The sequence below is a fragment of the Nostoc sp. UCD121 genome (assembly GCF_014222285.1).
In the GTDB taxonomy this organism is placed as follows: Bacteria; Cyanobacteriota; Cyanobacteriia; order Cyanobacteriales; family Nostocaceae; genus Nostoc.
In genome coordinates this window covers 48,132-69,243 of sequence record NZ_JACKZS010000016.1, presented here as the reverse complement: position 1 = coordinate 69,243, position 21,112 = coordinate 48,132, and the positions used below count along the sequence as shown (strand labels likewise).

At 40.1% G+C, this 21,112-nt stretch carries 14 protein-coding genes; 8 read left to right on the top strand and 6 right to left on the bottom strand.

The genetic code is table 11. The features are described from left to right. Positions 1–31: 31 nt before the first annotated feature. Entirely contained in the window at positions 32–2,383 is a 2,352-nt protein-coding gene (locus tag GNF10_RS05910) for an adenylate/guanylate cyclase domain-containing protein (protein WP_185607127.1), read from the top strand. Between the two features lie 104 nt (positions 2,384–2,487). Here GNF10_RS05910 and speY read toward each other — a convergent pair whose 3' ends face one another. Beyond that, a complete protein-coding gene (gene speY / locus GNF10_RS05905) occupies positions 2,488–3,663 on the bottom strand; it encodes a deoxyhypusine synthase (RefSeq protein WP_185582137.1) in 1,176 nt (391 codons plus the stop codon). Between the two features lie 358 nt (positions 3,664–4,021). Here speY and GNF10_RS05900 point away from each other — a divergent pair, with 358 nt between their 5' ends. Further along, positions 4,022–4,906, top strand: coding sequence for a ParA family protein (locus GNF10_RS05900; RefSeq protein WP_012408196.1), 885 nt, complete (start codon positions 4,022–4,024; stop codon positions 4,904–4,906). Between the two features lie 234 nt (positions 4,907–5,140). Next, positions 5,141–8,524, top strand: a complete 3,384-nt coding sequence (locus GNF10_RS05895) for an EAL domain-containing protein (protein ID WP_185582136.1) — start codon at positions 5,141–5,143, stop codon at positions 8,522–8,524. A gap of 73 nt (positions 8,525–8,597) precedes the next feature. Here GNF10_RS05895 and GNF10_RS05890 read toward each other — a convergent pair whose 3' ends face one another. The 3 genes from GNF10_RS05890 to GNF10_RS05880 all read right to left on the bottom strand — a co-directional run bounded on the left by GNF10_RS05890 (position 8,598) and on the right by GNF10_RS05880 (position 13,948). Then, positions 8,598–9,752, bottom strand: coding sequence for a histidine decarboxylase (locus tag GNF10_RS05890; protein WP_185582135.1), 1,155 nt, complete (start codon positions 9,750–9,752; stop codon positions 8,598–8,600). Positions 9,753–10,311: 559 nt separating this feature from the next. After that, entirely contained in the window at positions 10,312–13,188 is a 2,877-nt protein-coding gene (gene ileS, locus GNF10_RS05885; RefSeq protein ID WP_185582134.1) for an isoleucine--tRNA ligase, read from the bottom strand. Between the two features lie 322 nt (positions 13,189–13,510). Beyond that, positions 13,511–13,948 carry a hypothetical protein gene (locus tag GNF10_RS05880; protein ID WP_185582133.1) on the bottom strand — a complete coding sequence of 146 codons (438 nt, stop codon included), beginning with the start codon at positions 13,946–13,948 and terminating at the stop codon, positions 13,511–13,513. A 176-nt stretch (positions 13,949–14,124) separates the two neighbouring features. Between GNF10_RS05880 and GNF10_RS05875 the strand changes: the two genes are divergently transcribed. The 5 genes from GNF10_RS05875 to GNF10_RS05855 all read left to right on the top strand — a co-directional run bounded on the left by GNF10_RS05875 (position 14,125) and on the right by GNF10_RS05855 (position 18,175). Next, complete coding sequence (locus GNF10_RS05875; protein WP_185582132.1) at positions 14,125–14,352, top strand: hypothetical protein; 228 nt, start codon at positions 14,125–14,127, stop codon at positions 14,350–14,352. Positions 14,353–14,930: 578 nt separating this feature from the next. Continuing rightward, positions 14,931–15,299 carry a cyclic nucleotide-binding domain-containing protein gene (locus tag GNF10_RS05870; protein WP_185582131.1) on the top strand — a complete coding sequence of 123 codons (369 nt, stop codon included), beginning with the start codon at positions 14,931–14,933 and terminating at the stop codon, positions 15,297–15,299. A 157-nt stretch (positions 15,300–15,456) separates the two neighbouring features. Next, complete coding sequence (locus GNF10_RS05865) at positions 15,457–15,831, top strand: Lin0512 family protein (RefSeq protein WP_185582139.1); 375 nt, start codon at positions 15,457–15,459, stop codon at positions 15,829–15,831. A 401-nt stretch (positions 15,832–16,232) separates the two neighbouring features. After that, entirely contained in the window at positions 16,233–16,808 is a 576-nt protein-coding gene (locus GNF10_RS05860) for a TIGR04376 family protein (protein WP_185582130.1), read from the top strand. An 806-nt stretch (positions 16,809–17,614) separates the two neighbouring features. Beyond that, positions 17,615–18,175 (top strand): nitrate transporter, encoded by a 561-nt coding sequence (locus tag GNF10_RS05855; protein ID WP_185586823.1) that lies wholly within the window; start codon positions 17,615–17,617, stop codon positions 18,173–18,175. Between the two features lie 88 nt (positions 18,176–18,263). On the opposite strand, the gene GNF10_RS05850 is transcribed toward GNF10_RS05855, so the two are convergent. Together GNF10_RS05850 and GNF10_RS05845 are read right to left on the bottom strand one after the other, a co-directional pair. After that, positions 18,264–19,673 carry a collagen-like protein gene (locus GNF10_RS05850; protein WP_185586821.1) on the bottom strand — a complete coding sequence of 470 codons (1,410 nt, stop codon included), beginning with the start codon at positions 19,671–19,673 and terminating at the stop codon, positions 18,264–18,266. An 87-nt stretch (positions 19,674–19,760) separates the two neighbouring features. Continuing rightward, positions 19,761–20,783 (bottom strand): NADP-dependent oxidoreductase, encoded by a 1,023-nt coding sequence (locus GNF10_RS05845; protein ID WP_185586819.1) that lies wholly within the window; start codon positions 20,781–20,783, stop codon positions 19,761–19,763. Positions 20,784–21,112 lie beyond the last annotated feature (329 nt).

Below are 21,112 nucleotides of genomic sequence, written 5' to 3'. Positions count from 1 at the left end.
GATAAATATCAAGTTTTTTTATAAAACTACAATGAAATACCAACTACTAGATCGGATTTTCAATAAACCTTCATTACCAGATAAATTTGAACATTTGGAACTGGATGATAATTTTTGCATCATAAATACATCAGAGCAAGTGCAACGGTTTGCAGATAGTCCTGAAGAGGTGATACAGGGAAAAGATATCCGGCTAAGTTTTCCTGAGTTTATCGGACTTGAAAAGATTTTGCAAGCTATTTTGCGAGGAGAGCAGCAACTATTTGATTTAGAAGCAATTGGACGACGTTCAAAGAAGAAATATATATACATGAATATATATTTCATCGGCAATCAAAATGAGAATAAATTTAAAAATAAATTAATTGTTTTCATTGAAGATGTTACAAATAAATTTATTTTAAAGCAAAGTTTAGCACAGCAAACTTATGAAGAAAAACTGCGAAAGGATGCTTTGACAGCATACAATACTTATATGGAAAAAATTATTAATTCAATGCCAGATGCTTTGTTAATAACTAGTAGTAAAGGCAATATTAAAAAAGTAAATAATGCTGCTCAAGAATTATTTGGTTTTAGTGAAGAAGAATTAATTAATCGTCCACTATCTCTGATAATGGATGACGACCATTTTTTAATAGAATCAATTTTTAAAAATTATTATTTTCGGCAAAATTTTCAGAATTTAGAGGTAGTTTGTCGAACAAAAACTAGAGAAAAGCGGTTGATTGCTTTTTCTTGTTCAGTAATTCCGAAAAAAATACAGGGATTAGAAGATATTGTCTACATTGGTCGGGATATTACGGCTCGACAATACCGAGAACAGCGTACAAGTACCCAGTATGCTATCACTCACATATTATCAGAATCCCAGAGTATAAAGCAGGCAATTCCGCAAATTTTGCAGTCGATTTGTCAAAATCTTGGATGGCATTTAGGTGAACTTTGGGCACCAAGTCAATATATTGGCACTTCGGTACAGGGACACAGCATCAATGCAATACTAAGGTGTGTGGAAATTTGGTCAAGTCGAGTAATTTCTGTACGAGAGTTTAAGGCAATCACCTGGCAAACTACCTATACTCCCGGTATTGGCTTACCTGGTCGAATTTGGATTAGACGTTTGCCCTTGTGGATTCAAGATATCACAGAAGATGGAGACACAAAGCGATCGCAACCTGCGGCTGAAGCTGGATTGCATGCAGCCTTTGGTTTCCCTATCTTAGACGATAGTGAAATCTTAGGAGTGATGGTTTTCTTTAGCCGTGACGTACAACCAAAAGATAAAGACCTATTGAAAATGATGGGTTCTATTGGTAGCCAAATCGCCCAGTTTATCAAACGCAAACAAGCAGAAGATGCTCTGATAGAAAGCGAAGAACGCTATCGTGATTTATTTGAAAATGCTAATGACTTGATTCAATCTGTCAATGTCTATGGTCGTTTTTTGTATGTCAATCTTGCATGGCAAGAAACTTTAGGATATAGCGAAGCTGAAATTGCGAATATGAGCATTTTCGATATTATACATCCAGAGTTTAAACAAGAATGTTGGCAAAGATTTTATCGCGTACTGTCAGGAGAAAAGTTTGATCAAGTAAAAGCGGCATTCGTTACTAAAGATGGTCAAACAATTTTTTTAGAAGGTAATATTAACTGTAAATTTTCTGAAGGTCATCCAGTTGCCGTTCGTGGCATATTTCGCAATGTCACCCAGCGAATAGCAGCAGAAGAAGCGCTACGTTATCAGCAGGAAGAAACCGAACGTTTATTGCTGAATATTTTGCCAACCGCAATCTCCAAGGAACTGAAAGAAGAATCAGCTAACATTGCTGAAGAATTTACTGATGTCACAGTTTTATTTGCAGATATTGTCGGCTTTACCGAAATTGCTGCTTCTATGAGTGCAATTCAAGTGGTAAACTTACTTAACTCGATTTTCTCAACTTTTGATCGCCTCACCGAACAATATGGTTTAGAGAGAATCAAGAACATTAGCGATGCTTATATGGTAGTTGGTGGCTTACCTACACGCCGTCCAGATCATGCTCAAGCGATCGCTCTTATGGCACTACATATCCAAACTGCGATCGCTCTATTTAATACTGAAAATAACCAAAACTTCAATATCCGTATTGGCATTCATAGTGGTTCCGTAGTGGCGGGAGTAATTGACCTCAGCAAATTTACTTGCGATCTCTGGGGAGACACGGTAAACATCGCTAGCTGTATGGAATCTCAAGGTATTGTTGGTAAAATCCAGGTTACAGAAGATACTTATAAGTCCTTGTGTAATGAATTTTTATTTCAAAAGCGGGGCGAAATCGAAGTTAAAGCGAAAGGGAAAATGACAACTTATTTTTTGATTGGGCAAAAGGGATGAGGGGCATGGGGCATAGTGAAGAGACAAGGAATAGACTTATTCAATAATTTTCCCTAATCCTTTCCTGCTCCCTGCTCCCTGCTCCCCTGCTTCTTCCCTACTCCCTAATGAGCATTCGGAATCAGCCGCCCACAGGGATAAGTCGCTGTCTGTTGTGAGGCACTTTCAGCCACTGCTGCGGGAACCTGATCCGATGGTTGGGTTTTGGCTGCTAGATAGTCTTTTTGCAGTTTATCCAAAATGGCTTCTCGCTTATCGTAAATACGCTTTAGGGGACGAGGCTGGCACTTATTCAAGACGTATGCTGTTACCAGTGGTAGAGCGATCGTACTATCGGTATAACAAACAATTGTGTTAGGTAACTCTTCCGGGTCAATCTTACCCCAGCTAACGGCTTCTGATGGGGTTGCTCCAGACAAACCGCCTGTATCTGGACGTGCATCGGTAAACTGCACAAAGTAATCGTGTCCTCGTTCTTCTAGCCCTAATACCTCATGAAGTTGCGGCTGAGTTTGTAGTAGAAAGTTCTTAGGACTACCGCCACCGATAATTACAGCTGCACTTTTACCGCCTGACTCACGGGCATTATATGCGATCGCAGCTGTTTCATTTACGTCAATTGATGGATCTAACACTAACTGCGAACCTTCCAATGCCAAAGCCGCCACGTTCATCCCAATAGAGCTATCTCCTGGAGAAGACGTATATATAGGCACGCCATACTCATAAGCTGTAGCCAGCAAGCAGGAATGCTGCACACCCAGTTGCTTTTCTACTTCCCGAACATACTTACCTAGTAAATGGTGAAACTCAGCAGTTCCCATCCGCTTCTGAAACGCTTCGCCTTGTAAAATCTTGCGGATGAAGGCATCAGTTTCTAGTAGCACATCGTAACCAAAGATAATGTCATAAATGCGAATAGTCCCTTCCTGACGCAGTTTCACATCATCCAAAAATGGATTACCAGCAAAGAGTTCAAAACCCAAACCGTAGTGCATATCATGGTAAAGATTTGCACCAGTGCTAATCATCCAATCAATAAAGCCATTACGGATTAAGGGTGCAAGCGCTGAAACCCCAAATCCTGCTGGTGTCATCGCACCGGAAAGGCTAACTCCGACAGTAACACCTTCGGTTAGGACATCACGACTCAGAAGTTGGCAGATTTCCCGCAACCGCGCTGAGTTGTAAGCAGTGAAGTATTGATCGATCAAATCCACTACATTGATATCATTTGATATAGGTGTAGGTGCAATTTTTTGACCCAGCTGTTTAGACATTTTGGCACTCCCGAACAGTAAACACGCCGAATCTAATGTTATCTAGCTTTCAACCAAAGTGGCAGAAATTTAACTGGCCCATTTCATCAAAAAACAGTCTGATGGCTGAGAATAGGTACTTCCAGTGAAAAAATATCCCAATCTTCAGGTAGCACTGTGCTACCCAACAAATGTACAAATAATTTTAGATAATTTATTTTTTGGAAGTCCCTTAAATCGTGTCACCTATCTCAACGCCTACAATTGAGACAATCTCACCTTTTGAGTTTTGGAAAATATTAAATTTAATGGAAGATTTAATAAATCGAGAGAGGTGTACGCTACCTAGATGTGAATGCGTCAACAGAGGACTGAATCAATGGGATATGTAATTGCTACTGCAAATATGAAAGGTGGCGTTGGTAAAACCACCCTCACCGTCAACTTAGCTACCTGTTTAGCTAAAAATCATGGCAAGCGGGTGCTTGTCCTTGATTTAGATAGCCAAATTAGCGCCACACTCAGTTTAATGTCGCCTTTAGATTTTGCCAAGCGTCGTAAACAAAGCAAGACATTTAGGTATCTGATCGACGAAGTTATCAATCCAGACCCACAAGCAAAACTCACAATTCAAGATATCATTCAATCCCAGGTTTGTAATCTTCCCGGACTGGATTTATTACCAGGAGATATCGATTTATATGATGAATTTGTTGTATCAGAAATGCTACATCAACAAGCAACTGCATTAGGAGAACAGGACTTTGAAACTATTTGGAATCGCTTTGAAAGAGTCCTAATTAATAACATTTTAAAACCAGTCCGTCAAGAATATGATTTTATCCTTCTCGATTGTGCCCCTGGATATAATTTATTGACTCGTAGCGCTTTAGCTGCCAGCGATTTCTACATACTTCCGGCAAAACCAGAACCTTTATCTGTAGTCGGTATTCAACTACTAGAAAGACGCATTGCCCAATTGAAAGATAGTCATGGGCATGAAACCAAAATAGATATAAAAATGCTGGGAATTGTATTCAGTATGTCTACTGCTAACCTTCTCACGGGCAGATACTATAAACAAGTGATGCACCGCGTTGTAGAAGATTTCGGAGTAGAGAAAATTTGTAAAGTACAAATACCAGTTGATGTCAATGTTGCTAAGGCTGTTGATAGTTTTATGCCAGCTGTTTTAAATGCTCCCCAATCAGCTGGTTCAAAAGCGTTTTTTCAGTTAACTCAGGAGTTGTTGCAAAAGCTATAAAGACCTGATGAGTAAGCTAATGAGGGTAATATAGCAGTCCTAAATCATTCATTAAAAATTAGATCCCCGACTTCATAAAAGTTACCGGGGATCTGGACAGCACGAATTTTCATAAATTAGATAGTATTGCTATAAGTAAGTTATCTTTTCTATAAGTTCAGCACTTATACGGAAGCTATATGCAGCGAGATTCGGCTATTGAGTGAAAAGGTCAGTAAATCTTACTAAGAAACAATGCTTACTCAAAATTCTATACCGACAGAGAAAAATCAGAACTTGGTAATACGTTTACCACGGACTCTGAGTTATCTCGAAACCTGGGGCTTTGGCTTAACGGGTCATGTGGGATGGATTGGTACTGCCCCTATTATTCATGCGGCGTTAGGGCCTAAAGCGATTTTAGTTTGGTTTGTTGGCACGATTATTTCCTTTTTACTAAACTTGCAGGTGCAAAGTCTAGGTAGACATTGGCCAGATGTCGCTGGAGGGACACCGAATTATACCACAAGGCTATTAAAAAATTTTCCTGGCTTAGGTCGTTACGTAGCATTAGGATACTTTTTTAGCTGGGCAGCAGCACCGGCACTGTATGCGATTATTCTCACAGACTTAATTAAAGTCAATTTTGGAACATTAGGTATTTCTTGTCCAGAAACTTTATTAAAAGTTTTATTTACAGCGATTCCTTTTATTTTAGCGTTCAGTGGCACTCGTGCTTTAGCGCTCTTGCATTTATTTTTTGTATTCCCAGCAATTTTATTACTGCTTTTGTTTTCTATTGAAGGCGTTTTATGGTTAATCTTCTCAAATGCTAGTTTTAAATTTATCCCAACTAGCACACATAGTCTGAGTTTTGAAGAATGGGCTAAATGGTTTTTTCTGGCTAGCTATTCAATTTATGCTTGTGAAACCAGTTCTTCTTTTGTAGCTGATAGCCATCATCCATATAAAACTTTAAGCTTCTTAACCGTAGCTGCTTGGCTAATTACTCCAGTCTTTTTAGGTGGTTCTTGGGTATTAATGTGTTCGGGTCAAAATCCTACAATAGGTGACGATGCGTTCTTAAATTTGGTAGCAGCGTCTAAGCCTTTTTGGGGTGAATCTGCCTCTTTTCTAGCAACACTTTTGATTACTGTATCTTGCCTTCTAAGTTCTGCTACGGCAGTTTCCAATTCTCCTCGGATATTATATCAACTTGCCTTGGACAGACAGATTTCTCCCATATTTGCATTAGTTTCCCGTCAAGGTGTCCTTGGGCCTGCTATCTTCCTGACCTTTCTAATCAGTTTGCTGTGTCTAAATTTGGGAAATGTATCTCAACTTGTCACAGTGGCAGGCACGTGTTATCTAATGTCCATTATGGGATTACATCTGGGATTATGGCTGTGTCGAGGAAAACCCCAGGTGTTATGGCCTTGGTGGTCACTTGGTTTTTTCTTTCTAGAAGCGGTAGTTCTAATAGTAGGAGGTTTAGCTTGGAATTGGAGAGATTTTTCAGTGGGATTATTATTACCCATTGTTTTGATGATTGGAGATGTTGGGCTACGTCGTTTAAGATTTGCACCACTACAGTTGGAATGGTGGACACAGCGTCACTACACTCGGTCTAGTACAAACAATTCAGACTTTCTGATACTACAGGTGATTGTCCTAGTATCATTAATTTGTATTACTGCTACAAGCAGTTGGGTTATCCGCGATTTATTAGGTAAAGTTTCTGATAATCCTCAAAATTCTTTACTAGCTATTCTGTTAGTAACGCTTTCTTTGATTGGAGTAGCGATCGCTTGCTGGACAACTCTACCACAAATAGTTGCTATTGATGAAGCACGCAAACAAGCAAAAAGCCTATTTATCACTACTCTCGATACCGTTCCAGATACTGTTTTAGTCTTAGATGAAAACGGTAAAATTTGTCAGACCAATGCTGCGGCTGAAGAATTATTTCAAACCAATGTTCAGGAGTTGCTTGGGCAAAACTTGAATCAAATCTTAGTATGCTATCACGGCAAACCAAAGCAATGGTCTATCAGGACTGAGCAAACTTTAAAAATAAATCAAGGCCTAAGAATTGTTGAATCGACTATTTCTCAGCCATTTAACTCTCAGCTACGGGAGTATGTTGTTATTATCCGTGACATCACTAAGCGGAAGTTAGTAGAGGAAGAATTAATCCAATATCGTTATCAACTTGAGCAACTAGTTCTAGAACGTACTGTTGAACTTATTAGAGTAAATCAACAACTAGAACAAGACATTATCAAGCGTCAACAAGCACAAGAGCAATTACTTCACAATAGTCTTCATGACGGGCTAACCGGCTTACCTAATCAACGATTATTTATGGAGCGAGTCCAGCAAGCAATAGAACGTACCAAACAGCAAAATAATTATTTATTTGCCGTACTTTTCTTAGACCTAGACCGCTTCAAAGTTGTTAATGACAGCCTGGGACATCTATTAGGAAATCAACTTTTGATTGCAATTTCCCATCGGCTAAAGTCAGTTTTGCGAACTGGAGACATAGTTGCTCGTTTTGGTGGAGACGAGTTCACCATCTTAATTGAGGAAATTGAGGATATTAACATCGCCATACAGGTAGCCGAGCGAATTAAAAAGGTGCTAGCTTTGCCATTTCAATTAAATGAGCATCTGGTATTTACTAATGCTAGTATTGGCATCGCTTTAAGTAAACCAGATTATGAACAATCAGCGCATATTCTCCGCGATGCCGATGTTGCAATGTACCGCGCCAAATCACTTGGTAAAGCACGCTATGAGGTTTTTGACCAAAAGATGTACGAGGGTGCATCTTTGCTATTAGAGTTAGAAACTGCTCTGCGAAATGCACTGCTCAAACAAGAAGAATTTCGCCTTGATTACCAGCCAATTATTTCACTCATAACTGGCAAAATTATTGGATTTGAGGCCCTGATACGTTGGTATCATCCAGAACGAGGTCTTATTTCACCTCAAGATTTTATTCCTCTGGCTGAGGAAACTGGAATGATTGTTGGTATTGGACAATGGGTGCTTTCTGAAGCCTGTCAGCAAATGCACAGATGGCATCAAAAATTTCCTACTTCACAACCTCTGACAATTAGCGTAAATTTTTCTGGGAAACAAATAACGCAACCCGATGTGTTTAAACAAGTTAAACACATTTTGCAAGAAACTGGACTAGAGCCATGCAGTTTGAAGTTGGAGATTACTGAAACCCTGTTGATGGATAATTTTGAATTAGCTACCACCGTGCTTTCTCAGTTAACAGAGCTAAATGTCGAGATGCACATGGATGATTTTGGAACTGGTTATTCATCATTGAGTTATCTACATCGCCTACCTATCAAAACTCTGAAAATTGACCGCTCTTTCGTCACTAATATAGGTAGTCGAGGAGAAAATTTAGAAATTGTCAGAGCGATTGTGACATTAGCCCACAATCTCAATATGTCTGTTACAGCAGAAGGCATAGAAACTGTAGAACAATTAGCACAATTGAAGGCGTTACAATGTGATTATGGACAAGGTTATTTTTTCTTACCACCGATGGAAAGCGCAGAAGTAGAAATGCTACTTGCTGCTAACTTGTGTTACAAAAACTTTTTAAAGAGATAAGTTGTTTGGTATCTAATGCTGTTTGGAGAACACCTTGTAAAATTGAAAAAACAATTATACTTGAGGATCTACATTAGTGTTGTAGTACTGGCTGTAGCTGGAAATTTTCTGCATTATTAACTAACCCTTCTTCTAACAATAGTTCATTAATAAAAACATCGATTTTCTCCCGACCAATATTTTGCATGACTATCATGTGTGCCAAATTTTCAAAAACTGCTAATTGCCACTTTTTAATTAACCTTTGAGAAGGTTTTTGAAAAACTACTGTGTTTGAAAATCTGTTTAACATACATGGATATTCTCTGATTTGAAGTTGTTGGAAAAGATATTGAGCATTATGAATACAGGTCTTAGCCTCTTTAGCTAATCCATCATAACCTCTTGTTTGTACTGCATACCAGAGAATTAGGGGGGTGTGACCATTTCTAGATCCCAGGATAGTTGTATCTTTTGAACCAATATATTCAATTTCTGTTTCAACTTTTTCTACCCATTTTTTCTTAGTTAAAACTACACCACAAGGTAAGGGAGAACCAATGAATTTAGCAGAAATAGCTACACTATCTATGGGTTTTTGAAAATTCACTTGCGGAGCGCCATCTAGAAACGGTAATATTAATCCTGAAAGTGCAGCATCACAATGAATGTAGTAATCTTTAATCTGATTGCGCTCTAAAATTTCTAGAACTTTGTCTAAGTTATCAATTGCACCTTTGACAGTAGTCCCAATATTTAAATTTATGATGGCTGGATAACGACGATTTTCGCTAAGTAGTTGTTCAAAATGGTCATAATTCATTTCTCCATTAATTTGCGAATTCACAACATTATGTGGAATGCGAAATAATTTCGCAGCTTTGGGAATTGAGTAATGAGAGTCTTGTGATGAGTAAAGAATCCCATTAGGATAGATTTCTCTTGCTAAGAAAATTCCATATAAATTACCTTCAGTTCCACCAGCTGTAACATAACCCCAAAACTGATTTTCTGGAATTTTATAGAGGTGAGCAAAAAAAGCTAATACTTCTTGCTCAAATTTACGGGAATGGAGACCAAAATCTGGCTCAATATATGGGTCTCCAGCATTATTTAGCAGATGATTGAAAAATTTGCCGATCGCACTGTAATCACAACTTAAATTATACGGATAGCCTGCATGAAATTGCGATCGCTGTTCTATTTGCAGCAAAAAATCTGCCAACTCTTTAGCAACTTTACTTGACATATCTTTGTATTTCTTGAATTTTGATTAAGTTAATGGATGTTTTAATCGGGAATTTACGTATTAATCCATACCTTTATGTTTTCTTCACAAAACTGTGATATGGCTCTATACATGAAAAGGATACGGTGAAAGTACTTAGTCGGCTTCAGTAAAAACACCTGATTTTTTGCTTGTAAGTATATAACCCTTAGAAATTACTTGCTTTACAAAAAAACCATGATATGTATTACGTAAAATATCTTTTTCAGGCGGTGACTACAACCTGATTTTGCGTGAATTATACGGATTAGTTAGCAATACTTTTCGGTTAAGGGGGAAAGGTAAAGGGTTTAAATTCACGTTTAACCCTTGTCCAGCAACCTTTTCCCAGACCAAAAGAAAGTTGTTTATTCTGCTTATCCGAAAAGTATTGGATTAGGTCGTGTCTATCTGATTACCTGGATGAAAAGACCTCTCGCTGGTCTTAGTAGACAAAATTTTCCCTCTCCGAGTTGGAGAGGGAAAGGCTTGAACTTTATTCCAAGGCAGAGGGAGGTTCGTTGAACTCAGGTCTATTTAACTAGAACTCTCCGGCTAAGGCTGCAACACACCGTTCACAAATTAAGGGGTGTTCTGCTGATTCTCCCACATGAGTAGAGTAGTTCCAACAGCGATCGCACTTTTGCCCCTCTGCTTTCACTACACCAATTCCCCAGTCTTCCGTCTGCGCTGTATATTCCAATCCTTGCAACCCTTGAGCAGAATCTAATAATTCCACTTGGGAAGTCAGCAATAAATAGCGCAGTTCGTCAATCCCGTTACCCTTCACCGGGTTAAAGGCTTTGATAGCATCACCTAACTGTTTGTGAGGTATATAAATCAAAGCTTTTGCTTCTAGGGAAGAACCAATGAGTTTTTCGATTCTGGCTTGTTCTAAAACCTTATTAACATCGGTGCGGAGTTGTCGCAGCGCTGACCAAAATTCCGCTAACTCTGGATTACGCCATTTTTCCTCAATCTTTACCCAACCAGCTTCAAACACTGATTTATAAGGTGTTTTGTAGGGGAGATATTGCCAGATATCTTCGGCAGTGTGAGATAACACTGGTGCGATCGCTCGTGCTAAATTATCTAAAGCTATTTTCAGCACCGTTTGACAACTGCGACGGCGGAAAGAATCTTTTGCACTGATGTACAGCCTATCTTTGGCAACATCTAAATAAAAGTTGGATAAATCCACCACGCAGAAATTCTGCACAGTTTGGAAAAAACGGAAGAATTGGAAACTCTCAAAGGCTTCGGTTACTTCCTCAAATACCTCGCCGATGCGGTGTAGCATATAACGGTCAAGTTCTGGCAATTCCTCGAAGGGAACTGTATCTTTTTCCGGGTCAAAATCATCCAAGCTACCCAACAAAAACCGCGCTGTATTGCGAATTTTGCCTCTGACATCGTTCAACTGCTTGATGATGTTTTTGCCAATGCGGACATCGCTGGAGTAATCTACCGATGATACCCACAACCTTAAGACATCTGCACCGTAAGCCGGTTCTGCTTTTTGATTTTTCCCGCCTTCAATAAATATATTTGGGTCAACCACATTTCCTTCTGACTTACTCATTTTACGCCCTTGTTCATCTAAAACAAAGCCGTGAGTTAAGACAGTTTTGTAAGGTGCAATGTCATTCACTGCTACACTAGTGAGCAAGCTTGACTGAAACCAACCGCGATGTTGGTCTGAACCTTCCAAGTACAAATCAGCCGGGTAGTGCAACTCTGGACGCTGCTTGATTACAGCTGCCCAAGATGAGCCAGAATCAAACCACACATCCATCGTGTCTGTACCTCTGCGGTAAGACTTACCATTTTGGCGATAAGATTCTGGTAATAATTCCTCAACTGATAATTCCCACCAAGCATCAGAACCCTTTGTTTTGATAATTCCTTGAACATGGTTGATAGTTTCCTCATTCAGCAGTACTTCTCCTGTTTCTTCATCGTAGAAAACGGGAATGGGTACACCCCAAACACGCTGACGAGAGATACACCAATCGGAACGTTCCGCTACCATTGGCGTGATGCGATTTTCACCTTGGGCTGGAATCCATTTTACCGTGGCGATCGCCTTTAATGCTTCTTCTCTAAATCCTTCTACGGAAGCAAACCATTGTTCAGTGGCGCGGAAAATCGTTGGTTTCTTCGTCCGCCAATCATAAGGATACTTGTGGGGATATGCTTCTTCTTTCAACAAAGAACCAGCCGCAGCCAGTGCATCAATCACCGCTTGATTCCCATCACCCAGCACATTTAATCCAGCAAATTGTCCCGCTTCTTCGGTAAAATTGCCATTGTCATCTACTGGTGCAAGGATGGGTAAACCGTAGCGCTGACCAACAATATAATCTTCTTGACCATGACCGGGTGCAGTATGTACTAATCCAGTACCCGATTCAGTAGTAATGTAATCACCGCCGACAACAATCGGACTTTCACGGTCATATAGAGGATGACGGTAAGTAGTATGTTCTAAGTCATTCCCCTTGAAGGTGGCTTTTACAGTTAACTCAACTCCCAACGTTGAAGATAAACGTTCGACTAAATCAGCTGCAACGATGAGATATTTAAAATTACTCTGCGCCTCTGAAGGTGAAACTTCCACCACTGCATAATTCAAATCTGCATTCACCGCCACCGCCAAATTCCCCGGAAGTGTCCAAGGTGTAGTTGTCCAAATAGCCACACCCAAATCTGACTGATATTCCGCCAATAGTGGTTTTACAGCTTCTGCCAAACTTGTGATTGCAAAAGCTGCATAGATACTGCGCGAAACGTGACCTTCAGGATATTCCAACTCAGCTTCAGCCAAAGCAGTTTTAGAACTCGGACTCCAGTGAACCGGCTTTAAACCGCGATAGATGTATCCCTTTAAGAACATCTGACCAAATACGCCAATTTGCGCTGCTTCATATTCCGGCTGCAAAGTTAGATAAGAGTGTTCAAAATCACCCCACATCCCGAAGCGCTTACAGCTTTTGCTTTGGTCAGCCACCGCTTCTAGTGCAAATTGTTTAGCTTTTTGCCGCAGTTGTAAAGGCGTTAAGGTTTGCCGTTCTGCTGGCTTCATATTCTGCAAAACTTTCAACTCAATTGGCAAACCGTGACAGTCCCAACCAGGTACGTAGCGAATCTTACGCCCTCGTAGCAGTTGATAGCGATTAATAATATCTTTAAGAATTTTACCTAAGGCATGACCACTATGGAAAGAGCCGTTAGCGTAGGGAGGCCCATCGTGTAGTATAAATAATTCGCCGGGGTTATTTTTGGAGAGGCGATCGTAAATTTTATTTTCTTCCCAAAATTTTTGGATTTCAGGCTCACGCTTGATTGCGTTTGCCCGCATATCAAAGTTAGTCTTGGGTAGGTTGACAGTATCTTTGTAACTTCCTGATTCGGTCACAGTCTCATGCCTAGAATTAGGTGTGCAGGTTTTATTAATTATAGGAGATGCCAGGAAAACCAAAATTCGCTTTTTGAGAGCGAGTTTAATAGACCTCTCCCTACCTTGAATTTTCGTTAAGAGACTTGGGTGAAAATAAAGTACTAGTAAACCGAGTTTCGACTGCGCTCAACTCTCGAGCGCTGAGGGTTGAGCGCACTTGTACTGAGCGAAGTCGAAGTAGTCGAAACCCGTCTGGTTGGGTTTCGTTACATCGACCCAACTTACATTTAATGCACAAATTTAAGCTTGACACGGCACTAAATTTATGATGTCAAGCGGATTATTGCAGCAAAGGAGTTGTGCTTTTACCGTTAGTTGACGCATTCGCAATTGTAGCTTGAGCCGATTGAGTGGGAAGAACCGCTACAACTGGAGCAACTTTTGAACTATATTTTTTATTTCTTTTTCCATTAGAGCCGCCAGCTTTGGAATACTCTATACTATTTCTGCCATAGATAGTTGCAACTCCACTTAGCATTCGTTCAGACATTTCGGAGAGGGTTTTATCCATCTGGGTTACTGTCTTACGCGATTCTTCAAGATTGGACACAAGCGTGTTATGAGCTTCTAATGTCGCACGGGTAATATTAACGAGGTGGTTGTAGGCTTCAATGGTTAATCCATGTCCTAAATCCAGATTTTCATCAATGGATTTAAGCAAGGCAAGACGAAGTTGGGCTTTGTCAACAGCAGCAGAACCACGAGTTCTTAAAGACATGAGATATCCTTTTTTTTAAGAATTCCTTTTTCAACATAGTGGAGTATCCTTTTGCCTGAGATGGGTAGTTTTGTGGATTTATTTTGTTAAACTTTTAACGAAATAATTACGAGTTTCTCTGTATTTTTACCCATTTTCATATCGATTTGTTGTTTGAGAATAAGTGCAATCAGCAAATGCGAACGCTATATCAACAAATGCGAACGCTATATCAACAAATGCGAACGCTATATCAACAAATGCGAACGCTATATCAGCAAATGCGAACGCTATATCAACAAATGCGAACGCTATATCAACAAATGCGAACGCTATATCAACAAATGCGAACGCTATATCAACAAATGCGAACGCTATATCAACAAATGCGAACGCTATATCAGCAAATGCGATCGCCAAAATAACATTATAAAGAGGAAACTAGAACATCTAATTCCCTCCCCTTTATAAGCTACGGTGTACACACAAGTCGAATTACCCCCCTTAATCCCCCCTTGTAAAAGGTGGAAAAAGAAATCTATCTAGTTCCCTCCCCTTTATAAGGCTACGGTGTACACACAAGTCTTCTAGAGCTGCCCCAGAGCCTTTTGATCCCCCCAACCCCCCTTAAAAAGGGGGGCAAAAGTTTCTTAAAGTCCCCCTTTTTAAGGGGGATTTAGGGGGATCTCCAACGATTTTGGGTTTGTACAGAGATGTGTGTACACCGTAGCCTTTATAAGGGGAGGTTAGGGTGGGGTAAAACCTTTATAAGTATAAGGGGAGAGTTAGGGTAGGGTAATTCGAGGACTGGTAGTGATTCGATAACTTATGTGTACACCGTAGAGTAAAACCAGGGAAAGGTTTTTAGGCGATTAGGAGACTAATCAGGAATTTTGCGGAGATTGAGCGAGAGTTAATCAACATAAAGTAGTATACTTTTTTGGGTTCGCCTAAAACTATCAAAAAGTTTCGTTTAAAAACCAAGAATTTTGGGGTTGCTCTAATGCTAAGTCCTGTAATAACAGTCAGTATCTTTCAAAAACAACCCGATCCTGAAGCATTCTCAGCAGGTGAAGTCATCTTTGAAGAAGGGCAATCTGGTGATAGTATGTACGGCATTCTGGAAGGAGAGGTAGAGATAGTAGTTAATGGCAAGGTTGTAGAAACTATTGAGCAGGGCGAAGTTTTTGGTGCTGGAATACTTGTAGGAATAAAAAATAGAAATTACACAGCTATTGCCAAGGTGGATACTAAACTAGGTTTTCTTGATGAAGAAGGGTTTCTCTTTGCCGTTCAGGAAACACCTATGTTTGCCATACAGGTGATGAAAAGTTACTCAGAGCGTCTTAGTCGCTTACAGCGTTTGGTCTAAAGGAAGCAGGGGTCAGGAGGCAGGATTATGTGGCTTGGATTGTAGGACTCTGCATGAAGGGTCTTGTAAGGAAGAGATGCAGTATTCCAACTGAGCCTTCTGTCCCTGCTATAGCTGCCTTTGGTGCTGAAAGGTGGAGAATTTACCGGAGGTAGTAATGGTGCGTAAACGGTTGATTATTGAGATGGGGATGGGAATAGATCAGCATGGACAAGAACCTACAGTAGCAGCATCTAGGGCGGTACGGAATGCGATCGCTCACAATGCTTTACCTGGTGTTTGGGAAGTTGCAGGTTTAAGTCACCCCAATGAAATGATTATAGAAGTTCAGGTAGCAGTGCCATACCCCGAACAAGTTAGAGAAGAAGAGGTACTAGCTGTCCTGCCATTTGGTCGGAAAAGTCTTACCGTAGAATCTGGGGGAATGATAGTTCAAGGGCGGGCCATTCCCGAACTCAATGATAAAAATGATGAAATGTTGATTGCGATCGCATCTGTTACAGTTCTGATCGAAAATGAGCAGTTGAGCTAAAAAATATTGACGATATAAACCTCGTCTAGCTTGAGAACCGTAGTTTTGTAGATTGGGTGCAGCGAGCGATCGCGTAACCCAACATAAATAAGGCGGTAATGTTGGGTTGCGTTTCACTCCACCCAACCTACATAAATATATCTTTTAAAAAACTCTAGGTTTCAACAGAGATGAGGTTTATAGAAAATTTATTGATATTTGGAAAGTTTCAGTCTAATAATCTAGTCAGCCCCAACTACCCCTCGATCTCATACTGATTAAAGCCTTATTTTGTAAATCAGCGTTGTTTACGTAGTTTCACCAAATACATTTTTCCCAACTTTGAAATCTAACTAACACCCAGAAGTCCACCGGACTACTACAATAAAATAGTCACGCACCCGATCTCTGGAGTTCTAGCAGTGGGCTTATTTGATGATTTGAGTCGGTTTTTAGAAAACCGTTTAGAAGAATTCTTGCGTAACAATCCACATTTGGAGTTAGAGGCGCTGCTAGAACAGCTGCGTGAGCAAGAAGAAGACACATTAAAGCTGATCGCAGATTTACAATTGCAAGAGAAGCGATCGCAAGAAGAAATTCTCTCCACCGCTCAAGAAATTCAGCGTTGGCATATCCGTGTTCAAAAAGCCAAAAACGCTAATAGAGAAGATTTAGCGACTGCGGCGGGTGAGCGAGAAGCAGCCCTGTTGCGCGAAGGAAATCAGAAGTGGGGACACATGCAAGGGCTGAAAGAACGCATTAATCAATCTCAAGAACTTCTACGAAAAATTCAACAACGCCGACAGGAGGTGCAAGCTAAAGCAGCCGAAGCACAAACAGCCCGTGATAAAGCGCAAACTCAGCAGCGTTTTGAAACCAGTGGCTGGTCAAATAAAACTAGCAATTATTCTAGTGGGTTTGATGACTTAGAAGAAAAGTTCCGTAGCTGGGAAACCCAAGATGAGTTAGAACAAATGAAGCGGAATCTAGGGAAATAATCGCATCTTGATAAAAAGGACACACTGAAATTTATAAGATTTGGTGATGTCGGCTCTTAGAGGTTGTTTGAAAAGTCTAATTTATTACTCACCGGGCGACTGGAAGTCGCGGCTACACAAACAAAACCCACCTGCGTGGGTTAAAAGCCTTGATTTTTTCTTAGGGCAACTCTTAGAGACGCACTCGCATTCGTTTGTGTAGTAGCGTTTGCCCTTGGCGTGCCGGAGGCATCATTCTATTTGACTAAAACTTTTCAAACATCCTCTTAGTTTTGTAGGTTGGGTGCAGCGATCGCATAACCCAACATAAAATTTGGTGGTAATGTTGGGTTACGTTTCACTCCACCCAACCTACATCAATATATCTTTTAAAAACTCTAGGTTTCAACATAGCTGAGGTTTATTTATTTAATATTAAAAATATTACATATTCATATTTAGGGACTTGCGTGAAAATAAAGTACCAGTAAACCGAGTTTCAACTGGTTAGGATACTATTAACCCGCAGATCACTTACTACAATCATCAAACAATTAAAATCTGGAAATTGTATTTAATTTACTAATCAGGATTTATTTTTCTGATAAACTTTACTAAAGTCAAGCTTTACACCTCTTTGCATTACTACCAAAACATCGTAATAATACCTAATTTTTCTTGATTAATTATCAGCAAGGAGAAGATAAAAAAATCTTGTATTCTTCAACGAGAGCGTGTAATTTAACACATTTTTATCTTCGCTATTTTGTGTTGTTGCCACAGTATTTTCTAAATCTTTTCCATGAGAACTGAGGCAGAGAGAATATATGTTTTTAGACATTTTAGCTAGCCTGCAACGGTTGTTTGTGGGTTACATTCCTGCCGCCGTTTTAGGTAGTTTTATCGGATACCTAATAGGTATGAATAGCATGGTTTATCAGTTATTTAGGCTGATATTCCAGATACCACATAGCATCCCTCCTATAGCTTTACTACCTATTGCATTAATAGTATTTCAAGAGAGCGAATCGGCTGCTACTACAGTAGTTTTTCTAGGAACTCTCTGGACGATGATTATTAATACGGCAATTGGTATGCAACATTTTCGTAGGCAAAATAATAACTTTCGAGTAGCTATATTCCATATATTTCATGCCTTGAAAGTTAGTATTTGGGTAGCTTGGTTTATAGTTATTTCTATAGAAATGTTAACAGGCCCAAAAGGACTTGGCTTTACTCTCTGGGAAGCTTATAAAGCTGGCAATGCTGATTATATAATTCAGGTGATCCTCTACATTGGTATCATTGGCTTTTTGCTGGATCAGTTGCTAGATTTCGCAGCTTATATTCTTTCGCAAATGGTTTCAGATGGTAAAAAATCTTCCTAAATTTTATCTAGTACAACACGGCGAAAATAAACCACCCATTCCAAATCAATGAAATGCTTACGCTGGATTCATTTTTAATTTTTAATTTTTAATTCCGCCTTGCGGTACTAGGCTTGCGGATTGCACCCTGCCAGCTAATAGTTTGCTTGGCAGAACGTATTCCCAAGGAACGAGTTGCTACGACTTCAATATCAACGTTGACACCAGGACGTAAAGCTGAGTCAGGAATTTTGAGCTTGCCTAAAGCTAGAGTAAAACGGTTGTAGTCACGAGTCACAAGTTCGTTGGGAATATCCCCTTCATATTCAGTTTTGTAACCAGAAAAGCCGTACAAGTTATCCTGGGCGCGGAATTTAATACGAAACTGAGTATTAATAGCATCAGATTTCGCTGCCAAATCAACTATTTTTAAGTTGAGGTTTTGTCCTGCTTCGGCAAACTCTGCTACAGCTAACCGGGTGACATCTTTTTTGGGAATGGCATGGTTAACGGTAAATGTTGTTAAATTAGCTTCATTTTTGATGCTACCATCAACCCATAAGTCCTCAGCAAAAGTAACTTCTACTTGTTTGTTGTCAGTTAAATTAAGTGTTACAGCTTGATTGCCAAAGCTAGTAATAGGTTGTTTTTCTTGCCAAACTATTTGAAAAGTTTCTTCTAGACGCTGTTCAAACTCAAGGTAATCATCTGCGATCGCAGAACCAGACGCAAGTAGAGAAGCTGCACCTTTGCGAATATTCCATTTGTTCTTCGAAAGGTTTACTGGTTTGTTTGTCAGTTCCGAAATTGCTAGCTGCACCGTTGGATTATCGCCTGCCAAAGCTTCCTTGCTATTTACAATACTTAAAGTTCCTAAGCGCCCTTGGCTACCATCGCTACCATCACTCCCATCTCGCCCATCGCTACCGTTGCTACATCGATAAACCTTTTCAGTACACTTATAATCAGGGCTACCGGGAGTTCCTTTACAGGTTTTAACTTCCCAACTCCGCTTGTGACAGCGACAACCCTCCGTACCGTTGCCACCTCTACCGCCACGTCCACCTTGCCCACCAGTTGCCCGAACGGAAATGTTTCGTAAATCTGCTAAATTGCTGTAATACACTGTGAGGGAACCACCATTTCCCCCATCTCCTCCCTTACCGCCGTTACCGCCATTGCCACCATTTGGTGCATTTATATCATGGCTGACGTGATTGCGTTGATAACCACAGTCAGGGCGATCGCTATGTTCCCCGTCTTCCCCATCTTCCCCATCTTTACCGGACAAATCAAAATTAACGGGTGAACCATTAACAAAAATGTTTTGGTTTTCACCGCTTCTACCCGATCGCCCATCGGTTCCTGCACGTCCATCTCTGCCATTATTTCTGGCTACTCTATAATATTCGTCAGAGGCAACAGCTGGACATAAAACTGAACCAGAGGCAGGCAAAAAGCTCGTAAATAAGCAGAATGTCAGCAGTAGTGGCAGCTTACTCCTAAAATCGTTGTGCATTTAGTTACGCCTAAAACTTTAGTTGAATTATCTACTACTGACGCTGACTTTCTGCGATTTGCTCCTTTCTGTTTAGTGATATGCCTTTCAGTTGACTGTTGGATCGTCATTAACCTTAACAATCAGCTTGCCAAAATTCTCACCTCGAAGTAAACCGATGAATGCACGAGGAGCGTTTTCTAAACCAATAACTACATCTTCTTTATACTTAAGCTGACCAGACTGTAACCATCCAGAAACATCACGCAAAAAATCATTAAACCGATGTTGATAATCGGAAACTAAGAAACCTTTGATTAAAGCTCGTTTGATTAGTAGTGGCATTAAATTAGGCCCTGATGGAGTAGATGTAGCGTTATACTCCGAAATCAAACCTACTAGTGGAATTCTTGCCCCAAGGTTGATCTGCTGCAATACAGTTTCTAAAATCACACCTGCTGTATTGTCATAGTAAACATCAATTCCATTAGGTGCAGCTTCTTTGAGTGCTGAATCAAGTTTTTGGGTTTTGCGGTTAATGCCAACATCAAAACCTAATTCTTTAACTATATAGTCCCGTTTATCATCACTCCCGACAATTCCGACTACTCTAGCACCTTTAATTTTGGCAATTTGGCCTGCTACTGCACCGACAGCACCAGAGGCGGCTGAAACCACAACAGTTTCACCTTCTTTCGGTTGGCCGATATCAAGCAAAGCAGCATAAGCTGTCAGACCAGGCATACCCAGTACACCTAAGCTATAAGATAAAGGTGCTTGAGTGGGATCAAGTTTACGTAGTGTCTCACCCTTAGATACAGCATAAGTTTGCCAACCGTTATTGCTCAGAACAAAATCCCCTACTTGAAATTGAGGATGATTTGATTTAATTACTTGGCTAACTGTACCACCCACGATCGCAGAATTCAATTCTACTGATGCAGCATAAGACTCGCTTGCACTAATACGACCACGCATATAAGGGTCGAGAGATAGATAAATGGTGCGGCTAAGAATTTCGGCCTCACCTGGTTCGGGAGTTGGTGTTTCTACTAAAGCAAAATCACTCTCTTTTGGTTCGCCAACTGGACGACTTTTGAGGATGATTTGTTTGTTCATTAAATCAGACATCAGTTATTTTCCTCTAAATCAATCTGACCAGGAGGAATTTGATTCCGGTTCCTCCCTTTTTAAGAGGATGTTTGAAAAGTATTCTTGTAGCAAAACGTTTTAGATTTCCGTAAATCCCCTTTCAAAAGGGGGACTTGGATTCTGGTTCTCCCTCAAAATGGACGTTAGGGGAGATCAATTAAGTGCCTAAAATCACAGCCAAACACTTTTAAAACAACCTCTTATACTAATTCTGTATTAAAATGCGCCAAACGATGAAATATAAGTAAGAGAAACGAAGCGCATACTCTAGTGGCGTGGCAAGGCTAAAATGTTACAAAAAATTGTAG